Here is an 18,953-nt window from a genome sequence, read left to right as displayed (position 1 = left end):
GCTCCCTACAGCTGCGCTTCGCGGAGGATTTCGCGTTCGGGGGGGAGCAGCTCCTCGGGGTCGACGTCGCGGATCATGTCCTGGGCTTCGCGCTTGTGGCCGTTGGCGGCGAGGATGGCGGCGTAGATGGCGCGGTCGCGGGGGCGGGTCTCGCTCCAGTTGATGGCCAGCGGGTAGAGCTGGTCCAGCGCCAGTTGCTTTTCGCCGCCCAGATAGAGCGCGAGCGCGTGGGTAATGATGTTGGCCAGAAAGGGCTGGCTGCTCTCGCGCAGCAGGCGGACGGCGGTGTCGTAGGAGCCCTGGATGTCCTCGCCTTGGAGCAGGTTGACATAGGCCAGGTCGTTGGCCACGTCGTTGTCGTGCGGGTATTTCTCCGCCATGCGGCGCAGGGCGCTTTGCAGGGCGAGCACGTCGCCCGAACGCTGGTTGAGCTTGAGCATTTCCTCGAAGGCCTTGCGCTGGGTGGCGGGTATTTTAACGAGCTTTTCGAGCACTTCGTTGGCGCGCTCGCTCCAGCCCATTTTCAGGGCGTAGTCGTAGGCAAACTCCAGCTTGCTGATGCTGTCGTCGGCAGTGAGCAGCGCGCGGCCCCAGATGAGGTTGCTCACTCGGTCGTTGCCCAGCTCCTGCTGGATGCGGGAGCGAAACAGGACGATGGTAAACGGGTCCAGCGGCAGGCGCGGGCGGTCGACGACTTTATCCAGCTCGGCCCATTGCTGGGTGATCGCCATGGAGTCGATCCAGACCAGGAACAAGTCGCGGCGGGAAATGGCGGTGTCGAAATCGACGAGCTCCAGGAAGTCTGCTGAGCGGCCCTGCTGGTTGAGCCAGCGGCCCAGCTCGACGAGCTCGCCCGGGTCTTCGAGCGCGAAAAGGCTCTGCGCTTCGGCCAAAAGCTCGTCCATGGACTGCTCGCCGGTTTGGCGGCGGATGACGATCTCCGCGAGGCGGTCTTCGCGGGTGGCCATGGGGTGCTGCGCCAGCTTTTCGGCGTAGCTGAGCAACTGCTCCCGGGAGAGGCCGGGCATTGTCAGCAGCGAGCGGGCGGCCTGCAGTCCGATGTCGTCCGGGCGCTGCGCCATTTGCTTCAGCCAGTCAATGCCGGCACTGCGGATGGCCTCATTTTCGCTGCGCTGGCTGAGCTTTACGTAGCCAAATTGCACGTCCGCAGTGGCATCGGGATGCTGCGCGGCGGTGCGGAGCAGGTTGATCGCCTGATCGAGCTGGTTGTTAAAGAGTGCACTCTGTGCGCGGCGTTGCAGGGCGTCGGGTGAGTTGGGGAAGTCCTTGGCGAGCCGCTCGGAGAGCCGGCGCAGGGCAGACATGTTTTGCATGCGCAGCTCGCTGTCGAACCACGCGAGCAGGTCGGCCTCGTCGCCGGTGAGCGCGTAAACTTTTTCCCAAAGCGCGGGTGCCTCGTCGGGCTGGGCCTCGTTGAGAATACCGGCCAGCGTGCGCGCGACTTCGGGGTTGTCTGGATCGAGCGCATAGGCGGCCTTGGCAGACTCCCACGCGGCACCGTAGTTTTCGTCTTCGATCTGTTTCAGGGCGTCGGCCGCGAGATCGGCGGCGCGGGTTTCCTTGATCTTTTGCCAGGCAAACGGTGTAGCCGCGACGAGCAACAGCAGCAGGACGCTGCTGATGATAAGGTTTCGCTTTGCTGTGGGACTAAGCGCCATGGATACTTACTAATAGACGGCGGTCGGTGCGCCAAGTTAAACCTCGGCCTCCAAAATACGCCCGCCCACGGCATCCGCCAGCATGCGGCCTTCGTCGGTCAGGCGGAGGGTGTCGCCTTGCCGTTCGACCAGGCTTTCCGCGAGCAGTTCCGCCCAAAGCGCGTCGTAGCTGGCCCAGTCGGCGGAAGGAAAACGCGCCCGCAGCGCCGCGAGGTCCACGCCCTCATTGAGGCGCAGGCCGAAGATCAGCGCATCGGCGGCGAGCAGCTCGGGCGAGAGTGGTACGACGTCTACCGCGGTTTCGGGCAAGGTCTCGGGCGTGCGTTGGTCGAGCCCATCGAGCCATCGGTTGAGGTCGCTGGGGTTGCTCCAGCGCCAGTTGCGCCATTGGCTGGCGGCCGAGGGGCCCACGCCGCGCCATTGGCCCATATGCCAGGTGCTAACGTTGTGCGCGCAAGCGTAACCTGGGCGCGCGAAGTTCGACACCTCGTATTGCGGATAACCGGCGGCACCGAGCGTCTCCCAGGTGAACTGATACAGCTCGGCTTCCTGCGCGACGTCGCGCTTGAACTCGCCCTTGGACAGCTTGACCCATAGCTTGGTGTCCTCCTCGAAGGTCAGGCAATAGGTGGACAGGTGCTCGGGTTGCAGCTCGATGGCGCGTCGCATGTCCTCAGCCCACTGAGCGCGGGTCTGGCCCGGCACGGCGAAGATCAGGTCGAGGTTGACGTTGTCACAACCGCCCGCGCGGAGCGTTTCGTAGGCCTGCTGGACTTGTTTGGGGCTGTGACGGCGGCCGAGCTTTTCCAGCAGCGATTCGTCAAAACTCTGCACGCCCATGGAAATTCGGTTCACGCCGGCCTCGCGCATCGCGGCGACTTTGTCCGCCTTGACCGTGGAAGGTGCCATCTCGACGGTCCACTCCGCAATGGGCCCCGGCGCGCGCTCGCGCACGGCTTGGCAAAGGCGGGCGAGGTCTGGCGCGGCGAGGAGCCCCGGGGTGCCGCCGCCGAAAAAGACCGTGAGCCCGGCCTGGGCGTCAAGGGCTGGTAAAAAATCGCTGCGGGCATCCCACTCGGCACGCCATTGGTCGAGCTCGCGCTCGATGCCGTCGAGATAGCGCAGCAAGTCGGCGCGGCGGGGTGCCTCTTGGTAAAACGCGCAAAAGTCACAAGTCGTGGCGCAAAAGGGCACGTGCAAATACAGCCCGGGGCGAATTATGGCTCTGGCGTGGTTATTTACGGGTTTTGCTTGCGAACATTGCATGTTCGTTGTTTGTCTATCATCAACCTAGGATGAAAGCAAAATTTTACCTGATTCTCATTGCGGCAGCTGGTTTACTAACTGGTTGCGGCCCATCGATCAACAACCTGACCAGCACTCGTGTGCCGCAAAACGCTTCGGGGATCTACACCCTGAGCATGTCGGTATCCAGTGACGACGGTGCCATCTCCAGCAGCTCTTACCAGCCTAAGGTCGTCGTCGACGGCGTCGAGCGCAACATGGTGCAGAGTGATGTCGGCAAAAATATTTTCGAATACGACTACGCGATCCCTGAAGGTCGCAGCGAGGCAAAGTATTATTACTTCCTCGATTACCAGCGCGAAAACGACCACTCGGAGATCACCAAAATTTACAAACTCGAGATCACCGACCGCTACGTGACGGCGATTGAATCCGTGCGTGGCCCCGTGGGCGCGGAAATCCCGGTCGTTGGCCGCGGCTTCACCGATTTCGACAAGATCGTGATTGGCGGTTTCGAGGCGGACACCACCTACCAGTCGCCGACTTCACTGACCTTTAATGTTCCGGCGCTTGCGCCCAACCAGTCCTACCGCGCCGAGCTCGTGAGCGGTAATGGTGTGACCGACCTTGGCCGCTTCCATGTCGACGCTTCGAAGCTGACCGTCGTCCCCGCGCAGATCAAGCTCCGCCCCGGCGAGCGCACCTCGGTTGCCTTTGCCGTCGAATTCCCGACCTCCAACGTTGGCCTGCCGATCAGCGTGATGACCAACGTGCCCAATAGCGTGGTGATGCCCGAGGTGGCCATCCCCGCCGGTGCCCGTTCGGTCAATGTCCCGATCGAAGGCGGCAAGCCCGGCACTGGCCTCCTTTTTGTTTCCGCCCCCGGCTACAACGAGTTGCAGGTCCCGGTCATCGTCAGCAGCCCCTCGGGCTCGGACAACAAGTGGTCTTACCCGCCCTCCGGCAGCTCGGCCCAAGGCCAGCCGCGCGAAGTGATCGTCAAAGAACAAGAAGTCGAGATCATCGAAGTCTTCGAATAGGCAGGCAACGTGCCGTTGCATCCAGAGATTTGCGCGTTGCGCAAATGGGCTATGATTTTGAAAGCGGCACCCAGCAATGGGTGCCGCTTTTTTATGAAGGTAGGGCTTGTCCCGCTGAGCGGGACAAGCCGCCACATCGGAGTGGCGTGGGCGGTTGGCTTTAGCCATCCGCCTTTTCGATTGGGCCTATGCGTGGAAATAAGTTTCGCGAACTCTCATCCACTTTGAGGTAGCGCAGGCGCGTCTCGCGCCGCACCCCATGCTGAAGGTTGCGAGTGAATTTGTATAACGATAGTTTAGAGAACCGCTTTATTTCAACAGCTACCGAGAGACAGATGAAAACCATCGCCACTCCAATGGGGTGCGGCGTGAGACGCGCCTGCGCTACCCGCTGATTGGTTGGCTAAGTCGGTTTTGGGACGGATAATCTGCACGGCTAATACCATATGTCGGCCACTAAAGTGACCGACCTACGCTACTCCACCGCTAAATCCACGTAAATCAGGCGATGGTCGCTGGCTTGGCTGGTCTCGGGTTGGCCGTCGTAGATGACGGATGTGCCGTCCGCGATTGCGGGAAATAGCGCCGGTGAGGCCAGGATGAAATCGACGCGCTCGTATTTGTCCTCGGCGCGGTAGTGAAAGGTCCAGGCTTCGCCGCGCGAGTCGCCAGCGTCGAGCAGCTGGGTCAGCTCGGTGTCGCCGACGCTGAGAAAGCGCCGGACCGGGGCCGCGCGTTTGGAGTCGTTGAAGTCGCCTACGACGAGGTAACGCGGCTCCGTTTCCGGTGGATACTTGTCGCGAATAAAGTCCCGGGCCGCCTGTGCTTCACCGGTCCGGCGTTGGCCGGACTGTGGGTCATCGTCGCGGTCAGTCCAGCGGCTTTTCAAATGGACAACGAACAAGGTCCACGCCGCGTCGCCCTCGCCAAACTGCACCTCCAGCAGGCCGCGCTTGATGACCTCGCGCCCGTCGAAATACTTGAAATCGAGCGCGGTGTGGCCGGTGGCGGTGAAGGGGATTTTCGACAGCACGGCGATGCGGCGGTCTTCGTCCGGGCCGATCAAGCACTCGGCGTAGGGGTAGTCGAGGCCGTCTTTTTTCAGGTCCTGCCGGAGTTCCTCGAGGTGGAGCGGGCCGCCGATTTCCTGTAGGGCGAGGATGTCCGCATTGGCGGCGACGATCACCTTGCGCGCGGCGACTTTGTCGGCCTCTGGCTTAGGGTAGTCCATACGGTAATGGCCATCCACCCAGCGGTTGGTATCGAGGTAGTTGTAAAGATTGTAACTGGCGACACGGACGGTTTCTGCGCAGGCACAATGGGCAAGCAGGAACGCAATTAGTAGCAGAAAGCGGCGAAGATAATCCGTGTTCATCGGCGCTATCCGTAGTTAAAAACTATCCGGCTTTCAAGGCTGCTTCGCGCTCCTTCAGATTGGGGTGCGAATAGTAGAACCAGCTAAAGGTCGGATGCGGGGTCAGGTTGCTGAGGTTTTTCTCATACATCTTGTGCAAGCTGGTGACGAGCGGCATTGGGTCGTCGTTCATCATCTGGCGCGCGTAGGCGTCGGCCTCGTACTCGTTTTTGCGGGAGAAGCGGTTGGAGAGCGGCGTGAACCAGAACGTGAACAACCCGCTGATCAGCATGAAGAGTAGCAGCACCGGAGCCATACCGGAGGCCGGGTCGAACCCGAAGCTCGTGTAAAATAAATCCTGGGTGGCCAGCCAGCCCATGACGCCGAAGAAGAACAGCCCCACGAAGAACGCGCCAACGAGAAACTTCGGGATGTGACCTTTTTTGTAGTGGCCGATTTCGTGGGCGAGGACTGCTTCCAACTCGACGGGTTCCAACTGCTCGATGAGGGTGTCGAAGAGCACGATTTTGCGAAACTTGCCAAAGCCGGTGAAGAATGCATTGGAGTGGCCGGAGCGCTTGCTGCCGTCCATCACGAGGATGGTCTTAGCGTTGAATCCCGTGCGTTCGCCGAGGGCCAGCAGGCGGTCGCGCAGCGGGCCTTCCTCCATGGGTGTCAGCTTGTTGAAGAGCGGTATGATCACGCGCGGGGCGAGCACCATCACGATCAACTGATAGCAGAAAAGGACAATAAAGCCCCAGAACCACCAGCTTTTTGGCAACCAGTTGAAAATGCTCAGCAGCAGCGCCAGCGCCGGGATGCCGAGCACCGCGCCGATCGCAAAGCCCTTTAGCTTGTCGCTGATCCACAGACCGACGGTGGACTTGTTAAAGCCGAACTTGGCCTCCAGCTTAAAGGTGCTCAGGTAGTCTGAGGGCAGACTCGGCAGACCAATGATGATCAACGTTAAAAACAATACCACGGCCTGGCCCCAGACGCCTTCGCCGATCGCGCCGGTTAGCGCATTATACAGCCACGCGAGGAAACCGGTGGCGACGATCAGCGCCAGCACTACGGCGTCATAGATCAGCTCTTTGCGGCCAAAGGCGTTCTTCTCCAGCGTGTAGTCGACGGACTTGCGGTAGGTCTCCTCGTCCACGACATCGCGGTAGGCCTCGGGGATGCGGTCCTTGTTCGCGAGCACTTCCTTGCGATTCAGCGACGACAGGCGAAACTCCATCGCGGTCTTGGCGATGAGCAAAACGAGAAAAGCAACAATGATCCAATTCACGCCGCCATTGCTTGGCAGACCTTCGCCCGAGGCAACAAAAAACGCCGGTTGGCAACCGGCGCTTCGTTTAAAAGAATGTAGGTTATCCTAACGGCGGCGGCGCAGCCAGACGACGCCCAGAAGCGCAACAGCGCCCGCGATCATGGCGTAGTGGGACGGCTCGGGAACGGTTCCCAGCGTGATGACCCACTTGTCCACCGGGTCTAAGTCCGGGCCAAAAACCGTGGAGTTCAAATCGACGCCCCATTCGCCATAGCGGTCGGCATACGGGCTGCCGTAGATAGAGTAACCAGCCAGCTCCGAAATAGTCGCCAGGAACGGATCGTAATAAGCTTCGGTGAGCGCTGATGGCGTGCCCTGCAATTGCTCGAAATATAGCCCGGGGTCGGTGGTGGCGTTGCCCGCATTTTGCATAAACCACTCCAGGGACTCTTGGAAGCGAAACTCATTCAAGGGTGGAGTTGCGCCGCTGCCGGGGAAATCCGTTTTGCTGTTGACCGCGCCCGTGATGAAAGAAGCCGAAAGGGAGGCGACCAACGTGTCGAGTAAGCCTGAGTCGATGATGGCTTGGCTCACCGTGCCCATGTTATCATTCCAAGTGCCGGTGTAGATTAGCGTGGACAGCGGCGTGTTGCCCGCCTCGTCAGGGTTGACCACGATACTGCCGCTGACCGGTGTGGGCGTCGTGTTGGTGTTGGAGACGACGTTGTCAATGGTGATGCCGTACGTCTCGCTGCCGGGTTCGCCGTGCTGGGTCACAGTCACGTCAGCGGAGTAGCCGCCGTTGCCACTGTAGGTGAGCGTGGTTGTGGTTGGGTTGGTGGCCGCTTGCTGGTTGGCATACACTTGGCCAAGGTAGCCTTGAAAGGTATGGTAGGGGCCAGTGCTAAACTGTGTGGTGCTGCCGTTTTGGAAATAGTAGGCGGCTGGCCCGAGGATGCGCACGGTTTGGCTGTTGCTGTTTTGGATGACTGGATTGTAGCCACTGGGCGTCGGCGAGGCGAAGGTCTGCATCAACTGAGCGTAGGAGGCCTGACGGGTGTTGGTACCAAAGCCGGAGCTTTGAAATGGCGTGTTCGGGACGCCATTCTTCGTGCCGTAGGTCTGCACATTGATTGGAAAGCTGTAGTAATTGACCGCGGTTAAATCGCCCTGGTCGCCCTGATTGCCTTGAAAGGTCATCTCCACTTCTTCGTAGGCGTAGGTTGCCGTTTGGGGCGATGGCGCGGCGCTCAAATTAAACGGGTTGCCGCCGCCAGTCTCATCCAGGCCAAAGTAGAGGATGCCGCTGTTGACGTTGCTCAGGTTCATGCTTTTCACGTCGCTTAGTTGAATGGGCGTGGTGAGCTGGTTGCTGAAGTGATCCCGCGTTAAATTAATGACTTGGTTGCTTTGATTGGTGTAGGAGACCGAGAACGTGCCGCCGGTCTGCTGCCACATCAGCCAGACATTGTCCGAGCTGAGGTTTCCCAAGTTGTTTTTAAACTCGAAATCGAGTGCACTGAGCGATGCCGAGGAGAGGCTGGCCGCAAGTAGGATAATAACGTGTTTCATAAGCAGTGGTTTGGGCAGGCTTGGTGAGTTTTCATGATAGCCTTCAGACCGCACATGTAAAGCTTTGTTAAAGGGTAAGCTTCATTTCACAGGCAGAAACAGGCTAATTTCGGTTTCGGTGACTTCTTTATGCTGCGAGTAAATAAGCACAATTCGCACGCAAAGTGCGTTGGCCTGGGTTTTGACCATCTAAGACCCCATCACCCCCGCAAAAACTCCGCGATCACACCTCTGGCCTCAGCGCCGGCGTCTTCGAGGACGTAGTGGTCGCAGTCGGGGTAGAGCTGGACTTGGGCGTCAGGGAAGCGGGCGCGCCATTCGGCGAGGAAGTGGTTGTTGAAGCAGAAGTCTTTTTGGCCCCACAGGATGAGCATCGGGCGGTCTTTGAACTGCGCGAGGCCCTCTTCCACGCGCTGGAGCGTGGCGTAGCTGGGGTGTGAGGCGTCCAGCGGGATGTCCGCCACGAAGCGGTGGGTTGCGATGCGGTTGGCCCAGTTGTTGTAGGGGAAAATGAAGCCGGCTTTGACATCGGCGGAGAGGCCCTTGGACGAGGCCATGGTCAGCGCCGGCGCGGCAAAGGCGTTGAACCCGCGCACGATCCATTCGCCGAAGCCGGGGACCTTGCACAGGGCGATGCGCTTGGGGATGCGCTGCGAGCGGAAGGCTGCGGTGTTGAGCACGACGATCCGCTTGACCTTGTCGGGCATGGCTTCGGCGAGGCCCATGCCGATCGCGCCGCCCCAGTCGTGGACGATCAGCGAAAACGACTCCAGCCCGAGCTCGTTGACGAGCGCCTTGACGTTGTCGATGTGGTCCTGCAGACGGTAGGTCCACTGCTGTGGTTTGTCCGAGAGACCACAGCCGATGTGGTCGGGCGCGATGCAGCGGTGGGTCGCGGACAGGTCTTTAATGACGTCGCGGTAAAAGAAGGACCATGTCGGGTTGCCGTGGAGCATGATCACGGGGTCGCCCGCGCCCTCGTCGACGTAGTGCAGGCGGCCGGCCGGCGTTTCCAGCCAGTGGGACGCAAAAGGATACAGCGCGCGGATGTTGGCGGGAAGTTCCATGGCTAGCATTCCAGGGCGAGCATCGCGCAGACGAGGCCGCTGCCGATGCCGAGCAGCGCGGCCTTGGAGCCGGTGGTCAGCGCGCCGGTTTCGCGGGCCTTGGCGAGGGTGAGCGGCAGGGAGACGGAGCCGACGTTGCCCCATTCCTCAAAGGTGGAAAAATCCTTGTCGAGTGCGAGGCCGAGGCCTTCAAAAAGCGCACGCTGGTGGCGTCGGCCGACCTGGTGGCAGATCACGCGGTCGGGCGTATCGGTTGTCCAACCGGTGTGGTCCTGGAAGCGCGTCCAGGTTTGTTGGGCAAGGCCCACGCCCGCTGCGAGCAGCGCCTCGGAGTCGGTTTGCATATCCAGCTCGCCGCCGGCTGAGTCGCCCTGGCAAAGTTGGTTCGCGGTGGAGTCGCTGCCCGTCACGCCGCCGATGATGCGGGGGCAGGGGGCGTCGGTCTCCTCGGCGCGGCAGAGGACCGCAGCCACGGCGCCGGCACCGATGGTGAGGTTCGCAAAATACGGCTTCACGCTCTTGCGCGTGTGCTCGCCCTCCAGCAGGACGCGGAGCGTGCGCTCGATCAGCGGGCGCCCGTTTTCGCCGGAAACGAGGAGCACGCGGCGGACTTGCCCGCTCTCAATCAGGCCGCCCGCGACCATGAGGCCGTTGATGAAGCCCAGGCAGGCGTTGGATAAATCAAAGAGCTGGCAGTGCTGGCCGAGGCCGAGTTCGTGGTGGACGGCGGCTGCGGTGGCGGGCTCTAGGCGGTCGCGGCAAACGGCGCAGTGGATGACGAGGTCGATGTCGCCCGGGCCAAACTTAGACTGCGCGAGCGCCTTCTTGCCGGCTTCAGCGGAGGCGGCGGACGGGCGGTGACCCAGCGGCCAGAAGCGGCGCTCGCGAATGCCGGTCATCAGCTCAAGGCGACCGGCGGGCAGCTTGAGCCGCTCATACAGTGGGGCCAGGCGCGCCTCGATATCGTCCGAAGTCCAGACTTCGGGCGGCTCGGCGTAGGCGAGGCTCTCAATAGCCAGTTGGGAAAAGCTAAACATGCGAAACGCGCAGTTCTGGGCAATAACCCCCGCTGGGGCAAGCGCATATCGTGGGTGGGGCAGTCGGTGGCGGTTGGTCGGTTATTAATGCTGGCGGAACGCGAAGCTCTGTCTTCGCTTATAATCCGTCACTTCAAGGCAGCGCTGGCGGATCGCGAACTTACACGTTCGCTTATAAACTGTCACTTTTGAGACGCAGCTGTGCTGCCATTGGAGCGGTTTATTGAAGAGCGGTAGTATGCGAACGTGGAAGTTCGCGATCCACTGCCCCCCACATTTCCTCGCAGAAAAGACTTTATCGCCGCGCCGCCCGGTGCATGATGCAGAGCGTGGACCCCGAAATTGAGCAGCTTTTGATCTTACAGGACCGCGACTCGCGGCTCTACAACATTGAGCAATCGCTCAAGACCATTCCGCTCGAGTTGGCGAAGTATCAGGCCAAGATCGCCGAGGAGGAAGCCGCCATTGCCGCCGCTCACAAGGAGCTCCAGCAACTCGAAGTGCGCCGCAAGGACCTCGACAACGACGTGAAGTCCGCCGAGGAGCAGATCGTGAAATACAAAAACCAGCAACTGCAGGTTAAGAAAAACGACGAATACCAGGCGCTGACGCACGAGATCGAGCTGACCGAAAACAAGGTAAATGAGCTGGAAGAAGCCGAGATCGGCCTGATGCTCGAGATCGACGAGGGGAACGAACAATTTGCCAAAGCCAAGGCCGAGAGTGACGAGCGCTTGCAGCTGTTTCGCGACGAGATCGAGACGCTGCAAGACCGCGAGCAAACGCTCAAGGGTGAGATCGAAGCGGCCAAGGCCGATGTCGCCAAGGAAATGTCTGCGTGCAATGCCAGGTATTTGCAGTCCTATGAGCGCGTGAAAAGGCGTCGGCCGAAGCCGCCATTTGTGTCGGCGATTGAGGATCATAAATGCGGCGGCTGCCACCTTAAGGTATCCAGCGAAACCGAGTCCGCTACGCGCCAGAAAAGCGAGCCCGTCCACTGCGAAAACTGCGGGCGCATCGTTTACTGGGAGCTTTAATGGGCCAGGCTTGGTTGTTCCTTTTTCTGGCCGGTCTCTGTGAAATCGGCTGGCCAATTGGGCTCAAAATTTCTCAGACGACGAACAAGGTCGCCCTGGGGATTATCATCGCAATCGTATCGATGGCAATCAGCGGCTATTTCCTCTGGATGGCGCAAAAGCAGATCCCCATCGGCACGGCTTACGCGGTGTGGACGGGCATTGGCGCGGCTGGCACGTTTGTCGTCGGGGTGCTGGTGTTTGGCGATGCCTCCAGCGTGCTGCGTTGGCTCGGCGTCGCGCTGATTATCGGCGGCGTGGTGACGCTCAAGCTGGCAGGGAATCATTGATCGATGTAGCATAGGCGTCCCGCCTGTGCGCTTACTCCACCACTTATCCAACGTTTCGAAATCTTTGAATAGTGCACAGGCGGGACGCCTATGCTACGCAGATGCAACGTTTCGAAATCATTGATTCGGGCACAGGCGGGATGTCTATGCCACGGCTTACCGCAGGTCCACCATGCGCTCGTTGGTGATGATGATGTCCACGGGGATGTCGTGCGGCTCGTCGGGGACTTGCTCGACCATTTGGCGGTCGTAGGCGAGGCCGATTTTGAGGGCATCGACGTTGTTGAGCAGGCGGTCGTAATAGCCCTTGCCGTAGCCGATGCGGTGGCCGCGCAGATCGAAGGCGGCCCCGGGCACGATGATAATATCCACCTTCGCTGGGTCGAGCACGGGCAGCGAGGCATCGGGCTCAAGGATGCCGTAAGCGCCGGGTTTTAAATCGTCGAGAGACGTCAGCTCGTGCAGGTGCAGGTTGTCGCCGTCCACGCGGGGTGCCAGCACGGTTTTGCCGCCAAAGCTGCGGTTCATCATGTCGTGCGTGTCGACTTCGCTGCCGAACGATACATAGAACAGCACGCAACCGGCCGAGGTAAAATCCTTCAGCGACAGCAGCCGCTGCATGATTTTAAAATCGCGCTCCTCGCGCTCCTCCGGGTGTAAGGCGCTGCGACGAGCGAGCGCGAGGTGGCGGAGAGCAGCTTTGGAGGACATGTAGCGGAAAGGTCTTGAGCGTGGTGCCGTTTTAGGCGTTGATGCGGGTAGTATGAAAGCTGAACGCATTAAAGCAAGCATTCGCACGATTAAGGGTTGGCCGAAAGAGGGGATCAACTTCCGCGACGTGACCACGCTTTTTGAAGACCCCGCGGCCTTTCGCGCGGTGCTCAACCGCATTGCGGGCTGGGCCACCGATGAGGAATTTGACGCCATCGTCGGCATTGACGCCCGCGGGTTTATCCTGGCCGGCGCGCTAGCCTACCAGCAGCACAAGCCGCTCGTGCTCGTCCGCAAAAAGGGCAAGCTGCCGTTTAAGACGATCAGCGAGGACTACGCCCTCGAATATGGCGAGGCCACCATCGAAACGCATGACACGCCGCTCATCGAGGGCAAGCGCGTGCTGATTGTGGACGACCTCCTGGCCACCGGCGGCACCGCGCTCGCCGCCGCCCGCCTGATGAAGCGCCTTGGTGCCGCGCACATCGCCTTTGCCGCGATCATCGACCTGGTCGAACTCCCCGGCCGCAAAGCACTCGCCAAGGAAGGCATCGACGCTTACACGGTGATCGACTTTACCGAAGACGAATAACTCAACTCATCTTTAATACATCCCGCAGAGGCGCGGAGACGCTGAGAGAATTCAGCAAAAAAATTCTACGCCCACCGCGCGATAAATCAGATTATGTCTGACCAAAAACAACCGGCCTGGTGCTGGCTAGACCTTGAAATGACCGGACTCGATCCGGCCAGTGACCGCATCTTGGAGGCGGCGGTGATTGTCACCTCGCCCGATTTTAGTGAGACCATTGCCGAGTGGGAAACTGCTGTTTTTCAGACGCCCGATGTGCTCGCCGAGATGAACGAATGGTGCCAGAAAACGCATCGCGAAAGTGGCCTGGTGGACCGCGTGCCTGGCGGCGTGACTGAGCCTGCGCTCGACGAAATGCTGGTCAAAACTGTAGAGCCGCACTGGGGCGAGGCACCGGTGATTTTGTGCGGTAACTCGATTGGGCAGGACCGCAAATTTGTCGACCGCTACCTGCCGAAGTTCGCGGGTAAGTTGCATTACCGCATGCTCGACGTGAGCAGCTTTAAGGTCGTCTTCCAGGAACGCTATGATTTGAGCTTCCCCAAGAAGGGCACCCACCGCGCGCTGGACGACATCCGCGAGTCGATTGCCGAGCTGCAGTTTTATCTGGAGCGGGTGCAGGCGTAGTTGAGGCAGGGTAGGCTAGTGAGGCGTATTTTTTAGCCGCGGATGGACGCGGATTGAACGCGGATGCCTAAAGGAACGCGACGCTCTGTCGTCGCTTACTGTCGATGATTCTGAGGTGGCGTCTATGGCGTTACCACCTCTGAATGGCTATGCTCTTTTGATTTAAACTGTTTCAATATTACATCAAACAGTGCGGGATCTATGTCGCTATATCCCAAGTAATGGAAAATGAGCGCACCTTCTCTCCATTCGAATGAGATTCCCCTAAGGTAGCTATCCTTTCCTTCAGAGGCACGAATAGAAAGTCTATAGTATATAGCGTCCTCTTTTACACTTTCTTCTTTTTCGCCTATCGTTTCTCCCTGCTCAGCCGCTTTTGCTGCCGATATGCCCAAGAACGAATTCTTTAAAATCTCCGGTCCGTGTTTTCTAATATCAGGGTTGACCGGGTCCAGATAGCATATGACTAGGTTATTATAGGTATCCTTATGCTTTAAAACTAAGGCATGGATAGTGCCAACGCCTGCAATCTCATGTTCGTAGGCTCCGTCTGACTCCCAAACATCTGGAAGCGAGCATGTCACATATTCTTTTATGTTAAAAACATTCTGTGCTCCGTTTACAGCGCAGACCAAGGAAAGCTGGAGAAGGATTATTTGGTAGAAGAAATTCATATGCAGAACAGATGGAATGAAGGCGACGACAGAGCGTCGCGTTCCGCCACTCCACCGCCATTTATTCGCCGTTACTGATCCATCTCTCAGCCCGCAGTCTTTTCCGCGATTTCGCGGATGACGGCGCCGACGTTGTCGGGAATGGCGATGGGGATGTTTTGCTGGGCGAAGGTGTCGCGGACGTGTTCGTCGAAGTTCTTTAGGTAGGGGACGCAGAGGACGACGGCGTCGATTTGTGGCATGCTGTTGAGGATGATCGCCTGGCCGAGGGTGACGGTGTAGCGGCCGCGGAGGTTGTGCTTGCACTCCAGGGCGATGCGGACGGTGCGGTCGGTCTTTTCGTCGACGTGCTGGATCAGGAAGTCTGTGCGCAGGTTGCCGATGGCGGAGTAGCGCGTGTAGCAGATGTCGTCGGCGCGGAGAATTTCCTCGATGTCGTCCTCGAAGTCGATGGAGGCGGCCTTGGCGGCGGAGTAGTCGCTGCCGGCGTCGATGGCCGATTGTAAATTAACCTCGTCGCGGGCCGAAGCAGTGGCGGGCGGCATTGGGGCGGGCACGCCGGGCTGGGAAAGGAGCTGCGAGGGGTGGCCGCTCAGCTCGGCTTCCACGCAGAGCGTGACGTAGCGGCTGAAGGAGAGGCCCAGGGCGCGGGAACGCTCGCTGGCGCGTTCGCGGAGGTCGGGGTGGAACGAAACGCCGACTGTTTTGTGCTTTTGATCGTCTGCGGGCATGGTTTTTTCCGGTTTTTGAGGGCTGCTTATCAATTGCGTTGTGTAAATCTTTGATACTCAAGGCAGGATAATAGCCAATAATAAAATAAACAAAAATAGTAAATTAGTGTTGCCTGAGGCGGATAAATTTCTGAGAATACGTTCACTATGAAAGCACTGAACAAAAGCACTGTCAATGTTTCGATCACACTGCCACCGAGCCTTCATTTGGCGGCTCGTCAAGCGGCTTCGGAGGACCAGCGATCCCTTTCAGGCCTGATTGCATCACTGCTCAAGGACCACCTATGCGCGGAGGGCTATGTGTCGCCCACGCTGGAGCGCCTGGAGCGTCCCTACAGTCGGCGGAGAGCTTAGGCTGTTGTCCGTCAACTACCACCACTGTACACTATTTGCTAATCTTTACACCTTGCCTAGCCGTCATGAAAAAATCTTCCGCCGCGACTCACTTTGAAGTTCTGCTGCCCGAGGGGCAGAAATGGTTTACCACGCGCGAAGTCGCAGACATGCTGGGGCGCACGCCTCAGTTTGTCCGCGATTGTTATGAGAGCGGTCGCCTGCCGGGCCACCGTTTTACCAGCTACGTGAAGGGGCGCACCCGCTACACGTATCAATTTCACCGTGACACGATGCTGCTCTTTCTGTTGGAGACGGCAAACTACGAGCCCGAGGATTTTGCGGACCGGCTGGTGGCACTGTTGACCAACCGCAGCACGGCGGAATCTCAGGCGATTTTCCGGAAGGCGGGTGTGCTCGTGGCCCCTAAGACTCAGCCTGATTCGGGGCGTGGGGGGCGCTTGCGGGCGACAGGAACTTGTTGATCACGGTGCGGACCTGCGCGACAGTGGCCGGCTTGGGCAGGAAGAAATTTGCCCCGGCGGTGAGGCAGCGATCGGCGTCGGCCTGGTCGGCATAGCCGGAGATGACGACGATAGGGATGTCTCGCGTGCGCCAGTTGAGGCGGAGCAGGCGAAGGTCGGTGTAGCCGTCGATATCGGGCATGAGGATGTCGAGCAGGATCAGGTCGGGTCGGTTTTTCTTCGCCTCGTCGAAGGCGTCTTTACCGTTGTCGACCTGGATGGTGCGATGCCCAAGCTTGCGCGCCGCTGCATTGAGAAAGGTGCGTGTTGCCTGATCATCGTCGGCGATCAGGATGAGCTTCGCATTGGGATCGACATCACTCATTCCGATAGCTTGTCGTAGAGGAGATGCCCTGAATTGTGAAGATGAAAATGTTACAACGACGGATTTGGAACGCCAGTGTCACGTTTTAGCGTGTCATTCGCGGGCCGACCGTTACAAACGTCCTTATGCAAATCATACGCTCAGTCGAGGAAATGCAATCCCATGTGACGCGCTTGCGGGGCAAGGGCCAGTTGATCGGCCTGGCACCGACGATGGGTGCTCTGCATGACGGCCACCTGTCGCTGATCGATATTGTGCGCGAAAAGGCGGATGTGGTCATCGTCTCGATCTTCGTTAACCCGACTCAGTTCGGGCCCAATGAAGACTACGACCGCTATCCGCGCCAGATGGACGAAGATCTCGCCGCCTGTGAAGCGCGCGGGGCGGACATCATTTTTATGCCCGAGCGCGAGGACATCCTGCCACCGTCGTTCTCCACCTACGTCGAGGAGACCAAGTATTCGCAGGGGCTGTGTGGCATTTCCCGGCCGGGGCATTTCCGCGGCGTATCGACGATTGTGGCGGCGCTTTTTAACATCTGCCGCCCGGATTTCGCGGTCTTTGGTCAAAAGGATGCCCAGCAGGCCGCCGTGATCAAAAAGATGGTTAAGGACCTCTTTTTCCCGGTGGAGGTGATCATTGCGCCAATCGTCCGCGAAGCCGATGGCCTGGCCATGAGTTCACGCAATCGCTACCTCGAGCCTGGCGAGCGCGCCGATGCCGTGCGCATTTCGCAGGCGCTCAAGATTGGGCAGGACATCGTAACCAAGGGCAACCTGAGCGTGGACCGCATTAAGGCCGAGGTGACGCATCACCTGAGCCAAAGCCGTCGCATTCGGATTATTTACGTGGAGATCGTTGACCGCGACACCATGAAGCCCGAGCGCGAGGTACACCGTGGTCAAAGCCTCTTGACCGTAGCCGTCTGGTTGGATCAGACTCGCTTAATCGATAATATTTCACTCTAACTTTCTTACATGCCAAAATATCTCCTTACCCTGGCCGCTCTGATGGCCGCTCTGTTCCTCGCTGGTTGCGGGGATGACGATACCGTGAAGTCCAAGCGTTTCTACATTGAGTCTGCTGCGGGCGGCTCCAGTGGCGATATCGGCCGCACCATCACGCTACCGCAAAGCGGCTTGAGCTACAATGTGCGCGGCGAGCCGCTCTTTACGGAGGCGGACATCACCAATGTTCAGTTGGTCAAGGTGGCTTCCGGCGATCATGCCTTGCTCTTCCACCTGAACGAGCCAGCCGCGCGCAAGCTTTACCGCCAGTCGGTTTCGAATAACGGCCGTGTGGTTATTTTTGAATACGGTGGTAAGCCCGTTGGTGCCCGCCAGCTCGATGGTGCCATCAGTGATGGCCGCTACTTCACCTTTGTCGAAGTGCCTTACCCGGAGCTGGAACAAATGGTGCTGGAAATGCAGGGCGAGACCAAGATCATGAATGAGAAGGTCCGCGAAGCCCGTTTCTAACTATATGCTCTTCCGCCAGCGTCGCGTCACCGCCTTCCTCATCTGCCTGCTGGCCCTGTGGCCAGGGATCATCCAGGCGGCGCCGCCTCTTTATTGGCCCACGCCGAACCCGGCCTTCTTCGAAGGGGCGGAGTGGGATGAGGTCACCCAGCCCACGGCGTCCGGTCGGCCGGAGTCCGCACTTTTTGGCTGCGTGCGCAACGGGGGCTCGCGCTTCCATGAAGGGCTGGACCTGAAGCCGATTGGCCGCGATCGCAACCACGAGGCGACCGACGCCATCTACGCTGCCATGCCCGGCCGCGTGATGTATATTAACAAGGTCGCCGGCAATAGCAGCTACGGCCGCTACATTGTGCTGGAGCACCCCGAGGCCGATGTGCCCGTTTACACGCTTTATGCGCACCTGGCTAATATCGAGACCGGCCTGCGCGAGGGAGACTTCGTGACCGGAGGCCAGCGCATCGGCACGATGGGCCGCTCCGCTGGCGGTTACTCAATTCCGCGTCAACGCGCGCACCTGCACTTCGAGATCGGCCTGCGCAAGACCAGCCACTTCGACCGCTGGTATAAGGAAGCCGGCTACACGGGAAAAAATCATCATGGCGACTACAGCGGGTTGAATTTGATTGGTGCCGACCCCGTTGATTTCTGGGACGACGTGCGCACGCAGGAGTTCAAGGACTTCAAGAGCTACTTCCACGGCTTGCCCACGGCGTTCACGCTGCGAGTCGGCACGAATACGGTGCCGGAGTTTATTAACCGCTATCCGGGCCTGCTAACCAAGTCCATTCCCGTGGATGGCGTGAGCGGCTGGGACATCGAATACACCTGGTATGGTCTGCCGAAAAAGTGGACGCCGCTCGGCCCCGAAGCCTTCCCCTATGGCGCGAAAGAGGGCGACCTTGCCCTGGTGGAATTCAACCCCGAGGCCTTCGCCGGGCAATGCCGCGATACGCTGGAGTTCTCGTCGTCCAACCCCGAAGGCACCGCCAAGCCGGGTAAGAATTTAAAGAGCGATTTAAAGATGCTCTTTGGGTTTTAGTCTCTACTGGAGGGCGATGCTTCGTCATCGCCGCCAGCATACTGCCCCGGGCTGAGCTTGTCGAAGCCTGGACCGATAGATTTGCCCATTGGGCAAATGCTGACTCCAACGTGGCGGCGATGACGAAGCATCGCCCTTGTGTTTTCCTTTTTTGACACTATTTAGGAAAATGATGCTTCCGAGAATGGTAGAACTAACACGTCGCAGAAGCGTCATTTTCCGAAGCCGGGCTGGCTCGCCACCGCCCTGGAGCGCATCTGCTGCTCGACTGGAGCCCGGGCGG

At 59.4% G+C, this 18,953-nt stretch carries 21 protein-coding genes; 10 read left to right on the top strand and 11 right to left on the bottom strand.

The window, feature by feature from the left end; translation table 11 throughout:
• Nucleotides 1-5: 5 nt before the first annotated feature.
• Together O3S85_RS20090 and hemW are read right to left on the bottom strand one after the other, a co-directional pair.
• Nucleotides 6-1,679 (bottom strand): tetratricopeptide repeat protein, encoded by a 1,674-nt coding sequence (locus tag O3S85_RS20090; RefSeq protein WP_269542944.1) that lies wholly within the window; start codon nt 1,677-1,679, stop codon nt 6-8.
• 36 nt (nt 1,680-1,715) lie between these two features.
• On the bottom strand, nt 1,716-2,873 hold the full coding sequence (hemW, locus tag O3S85_RS20085) for a radical SAM family heme chaperone HemW (RefSeq protein ID WP_269542943.1): 1,158 nt from the start codon (nt 2,871-2,873) through the stop codon (nt 1,716-1,718).
• Between the two features lie 101 nt (nt 2,874-2,974).
• On the opposite strand from hemW, the gene O3S85_RS20080 reads away from it, so the two are divergent.
• Nucleotides 2,975-3,964, top strand: a complete 990-nt coding sequence (locus O3S85_RS20080; RefSeq protein WP_269542942.1) for an IPT/TIG domain-containing protein — start codon at nt 2,975-2,977, stop codon at nt 3,962-3,964.
• A gap of 475 nt (nt 3,965-4,439) precedes the next feature.
• Here O3S85_RS20080 and O3S85_RS20075 read toward each other — a convergent pair whose 3' ends face one another.
• From O3S85_RS20075 to O3S85_RS20055, 5 genes are all read right to left on the bottom strand, one after another.
• A complete protein-coding gene (locus O3S85_RS20075) occupies nt 4,440-5,339 on the bottom strand; it encodes an endonuclease/exonuclease/phosphatase family protein (RefSeq protein ID WP_269542941.1) in 900 nt (299 codons plus the stop codon).
• A 22-nt stretch (nt 5,340-5,361) separates the two neighbouring features.
• Nucleotides 5,362-6,609 (bottom strand): M48 family metallopeptidase, encoded by a 1,248-nt coding sequence (locus tag O3S85_RS20070; RefSeq protein WP_269542940.1) that lies wholly within the window; start codon nt 6,607-6,609, stop codon nt 5,362-5,364.
• 87 nt (nt 6,610-6,696) lie between these two features.
• Nucleotides 6,697-8,163: a PEP-CTERM sorting domain-containing protein gene (locus tag O3S85_RS20065; protein WP_269542939.1), complete on the bottom strand. Its 1,467-nt coding sequence runs from the start codon at nt 8,161-8,163 to the stop codon at nt 6,697-6,699.
• Between the two features lie 200 nt (nt 8,164-8,363).
• Nucleotides 8,364-9,230, bottom strand: coding sequence for an alpha/beta fold hydrolase (locus tag O3S85_RS20060; protein WP_269542938.1), 867 nt, complete (start codon nt 9,228-9,230; stop codon nt 8,364-8,366).
• A gap of 2 nt (nt 9,231-9,232) precedes the next feature.
• A complete protein-coding gene (locus O3S85_RS20055) occupies nt 9,233-10,267 on the bottom strand; it encodes a 3-oxoacyl-ACP synthase III (protein ID WP_269542937.1) in 1,035 nt (344 codons plus the stop codon).
• 317 nt (nt 10,268-10,584) lie between these two features.
• Here O3S85_RS20055 and O3S85_RS20050 point away from each other — a divergent pair, with 317 nt between their 5' ends.
• Complete coding sequence (locus O3S85_RS20050) at nt 10,585-11,304, top strand: zinc ribbon domain-containing protein (protein WP_269542936.1); 720 nt, start codon at nt 10,585-10,587, stop codon at nt 11,302-11,304.
• The gene (locus tag O3S85_RS20045) at nt 11,304-11,633 is read left to right on the top strand and encodes a DMT family transporter (RefSeq protein WP_269542935.1); all 330 of its coding nucleotides are present in this window, start codon (nt 11,304-11,306) and stop codon (nt 11,631-11,633) included. The genes O3S85_RS20050 and O3S85_RS20045 overlap by 1 nt, the downstream gene beginning before the upstream one ends.
• Before the next feature lie 156 nt (nt 11,634-11,789).
• Here O3S85_RS20045 and O3S85_RS20040 read toward each other — a convergent pair whose 3' ends face one another.
• Complete coding sequence (locus O3S85_RS20040) at nt 11,790-12,344, bottom strand: 5-formyltetrahydrofolate cyclo-ligase (protein WP_269542934.1); 555 nt, start codon at nt 12,342-12,344, stop codon at nt 11,790-11,792.
• A gap of 52 nt (nt 12,345-12,396) precedes the next feature.
• On the opposite strand from O3S85_RS20040, the gene O3S85_RS20035 reads away from it, so the two are divergent.
• Entirely contained in the window at nt 12,397-12,936 is a 540-nt protein-coding gene (locus O3S85_RS20035) for an adenine phosphoribosyltransferase (RefSeq protein WP_269542933.1), read from the top strand.
• Between the two features lie 93 nt (nt 12,937-13,029).
• Nucleotides 13,030-13,563 (top strand): oligoribonuclease, encoded by a 534-nt coding sequence (gene orn / locus O3S85_RS20030; protein ID WP_269542932.1) that lies wholly within the window; start codon nt 13,030-13,032, stop codon nt 13,561-13,563.
• A gap of 122 nt (nt 13,564-13,685) precedes the next feature.
• Here the strand turns inward: orn and O3S85_RS20025 are convergent, their stop codons facing one another.
• Together O3S85_RS20025 and O3S85_RS20020 are read right to left on the bottom strand one after the other, a co-directional pair.
• Nucleotides 13,686-14,237 carry a hypothetical protein gene (locus tag O3S85_RS20025; protein WP_269542931.1) on the bottom strand — a complete coding sequence of 184 codons (552 nt, stop codon included), beginning with the start codon at nt 14,235-14,237 and terminating at the stop codon, nt 13,686-13,688.
• An 86-nt stretch (nt 14,238-14,323) separates the two neighbouring features.
• Entirely contained in the window at nt 14,324-14,968 is a 645-nt protein-coding gene (locus O3S85_RS20020) for a hypothetical protein (protein ID WP_269542930.1), read from the bottom strand.
• Nucleotides 14,969-15,115: 147 nt separating this feature from the next.
• On the opposite strand from O3S85_RS20020, the gene O3S85_RS20015 reads away from it, so the two are divergent.
• Both O3S85_RS20015 and O3S85_RS20010 read left to right on the top strand, forming a co-directional pair.
• Nucleotides 15,116-15,322: a hypothetical protein gene (locus tag O3S85_RS20015; protein WP_269542929.1), complete on the top strand. Its 207-nt coding sequence runs from the start codon at nt 15,116-15,118 to the stop codon at nt 15,320-15,322.
• Between the two features lie 65 nt (nt 15,323-15,387).
• Nucleotides 15,388-15,786 (top strand): hypothetical protein, encoded by a 399-nt coding sequence (locus tag O3S85_RS20010; protein ID WP_269542927.1) that lies wholly within the window; start codon nt 15,388-15,390, stop codon nt 15,784-15,786.
• Here O3S85_RS20010 and O3S85_RS20005 read toward each other — a convergent pair.
• The gene (locus O3S85_RS20005; protein ID WP_269542926.1) at nt 15,728-16,150 is read right to left on the bottom strand and encodes a response regulator; all 423 of its coding nucleotides are present in this window, start codon (nt 16,148-16,150) and stop codon (nt 15,728-15,730) included. The two genes, O3S85_RS20010 and O3S85_RS20005, sit on opposite strands and share 59 nt — an antisense overlap.
• A 125-nt stretch (nt 16,151-16,275) precedes the next feature.
• On the opposite strand from O3S85_RS20005, the gene panC reads away from it, so the two are divergent.
• The 3 genes from panC to O3S85_RS19990 are packed head-to-tail and all read left to right on the top strand — an operon-like array spanning nt 16,276 to nt 18,670.
• Nucleotides 16,276-17,118: a pantoate--beta-alanine ligase gene (panC, locus tag O3S85_RS20000; RefSeq protein ID WP_269542924.1), complete on the top strand. Its 843-nt coding sequence runs from the start codon at nt 16,276-16,278 to the stop codon at nt 17,116-17,118.
• 9 nt (nt 17,119-17,127) lie between these two features.
• Nucleotides 17,128-17,628 (top strand): hypothetical protein, encoded by a 501-nt coding sequence (locus tag O3S85_RS19995; protein WP_269542923.1) that lies wholly within the window; start codon nt 17,128-17,130, stop codon nt 17,626-17,628.
• Between the two features lie 4 nt (nt 17,629-17,632).
• A complete protein-coding gene (locus tag O3S85_RS19990) occupies nt 17,633-18,670 on the top strand; it encodes a M23 family metallopeptidase (RefSeq protein ID WP_269542922.1) in 1,038 nt (345 codons plus the stop codon).
• The last annotated feature ends 283 nt before the right edge of the window (nt 18,671-18,953 follow it).

Source organism: Cerasicoccus sp. TK19100, from assembly GCF_027257155.1.
Lineage (GTDB): Bacteria > Verrucomicrobiota > Verrucomicrobiia > Opitutales > Cerasicoccaceae > Cerasicoccus > Cerasicoccus fimbriatus.
Note: the sequence above shows the minus strand (reverse complement) of the source record. Positions and strands in the feature narration are given on the sequence as shown.

Excerpts from the sequence above, each read along its gene's own strand:
- O3S85_RS20090 (WP_269542944.1), bottom strand. The coding sequence starts at position 1,679 with ATGGCGCTTAGTCCCACAGCAAAGCGAAACCTTATCATCAGCAGCGTC.
- O3S85_RS20080 (WP_269542942.1), top strand. The coding sequence starts at position 2,975 with ATGAAAGCAAAATTTTACCTGATTCTCATTGCGGCAGCTGGTTTACTA.
- O3S85_RS20075 (WP_269542941.1), bottom strand. The coding sequence starts at position 5,339 with ATGAACACGGATTATCTTCGCCGCTTTCTGCTACTAATTGCGTTCCTG.
- O3S85_RS20065 (WP_269542939.1), bottom strand. The coding sequence starts at position 8,163 with ATGAAACACGTTATTATCCTACTTGCGGCCAGCCTCTCCTCGGCATCG.
- O3S85_RS20060 (WP_269542938.1), bottom strand. The coding sequence starts at position 9,230 with ATGGAACTTCCCGCCAACATCCGCGCGCTGTATCCTTTTGCGTCCCAC.
- O3S85_RS20055 (WP_269542937.1), bottom strand. The coding sequence starts at position 10,267 with ATGTTTAGCTTTTCCCAACTGGCTATTGAGAGCCTCGCCTACGCCGAG.
- O3S85_RS20050 (WP_269542936.1), top strand. The coding sequence starts at position 10,585 with ATGATGCAGAGCGTGGACCCCGAAATTGAGCAGCTTTTGATCTTACAG.
- O3S85_RS20045 (WP_269542935.1), top strand. The coding sequence starts at position 11,304 with ATGGGCCAGGCTTGGTTGTTCCTTTTTCTGGCCGGTCTCTGTGAAATC.
- O3S85_RS20040 (WP_269542934.1), bottom strand. The coding sequence starts at position 12,344 with ATGTCCTCCAAAGCTGCTCTCCGCCACCTCGCGCTCGCTCGTCGCAGC.
- O3S85_RS20035 (WP_269542933.1), top strand. The coding sequence starts at position 12,397 with ATGAAAGCTGAACGCATTAAAGCAAGCATTCGCACGATTAAGGGTTGG.
- orn (WP_269542932.1), top strand. The coding sequence starts at position 13,030 with ATGTCTGACCAAAAACAACCGGCCTGGTGCTGGCTAGACCTTGAAATG.
- O3S85_RS20025 (WP_269542931.1), bottom strand. The coding sequence starts at position 14,237 with ATGAATTTCTTCTACCAAATAATCCTTCTCCAGCTTTCCTTGGTCTGC.
- O3S85_RS20020 (WP_269542930.1), bottom strand. The coding sequence starts at position 14,968 with ATGCCCGCAGACGATCAAAAGCACAAAACAGTCGGCGTTTCGTTCCAC.
- O3S85_RS20015 (WP_269542929.1), top strand. The coding sequence starts at position 15,116 with ATGAAAGCACTGAACAAAAGCACTGTCAATGTTTCGATCACACTGCCA.
- O3S85_RS20010 (WP_269542927.1), top strand. The coding sequence starts at position 15,388 with ATGAAAAAATCTTCCGCCGCGACTCACTTTGAAGTTCTGCTGCCCGAG.
- O3S85_RS20005 (WP_269542926.1), bottom strand. The coding sequence starts at position 16,150 with ATGAGTGATGTCGATCCCAATGCGAAGCTCATCCTGATCGCCGACGAT.
- panC (WP_269542924.1), top strand. The coding sequence starts at position 16,276 with ATGCAAATCATACGCTCAGTCGAGGAAATGCAATCCCATGTGACGCGC.
- O3S85_RS19995 (WP_269542923.1), top strand. The coding sequence starts at position 17,128 with ATGCCAAAATATCTCCTTACCCTGGCCGCTCTGATGGCCGCTCTGTTC.
- O3S85_RS19990 (WP_269542922.1), top strand. The coding sequence starts at position 17,633 with ATGCTCTTCCGCCAGCGTCGCGTCACCGCCTTCCTCATCTGCCTGCTG.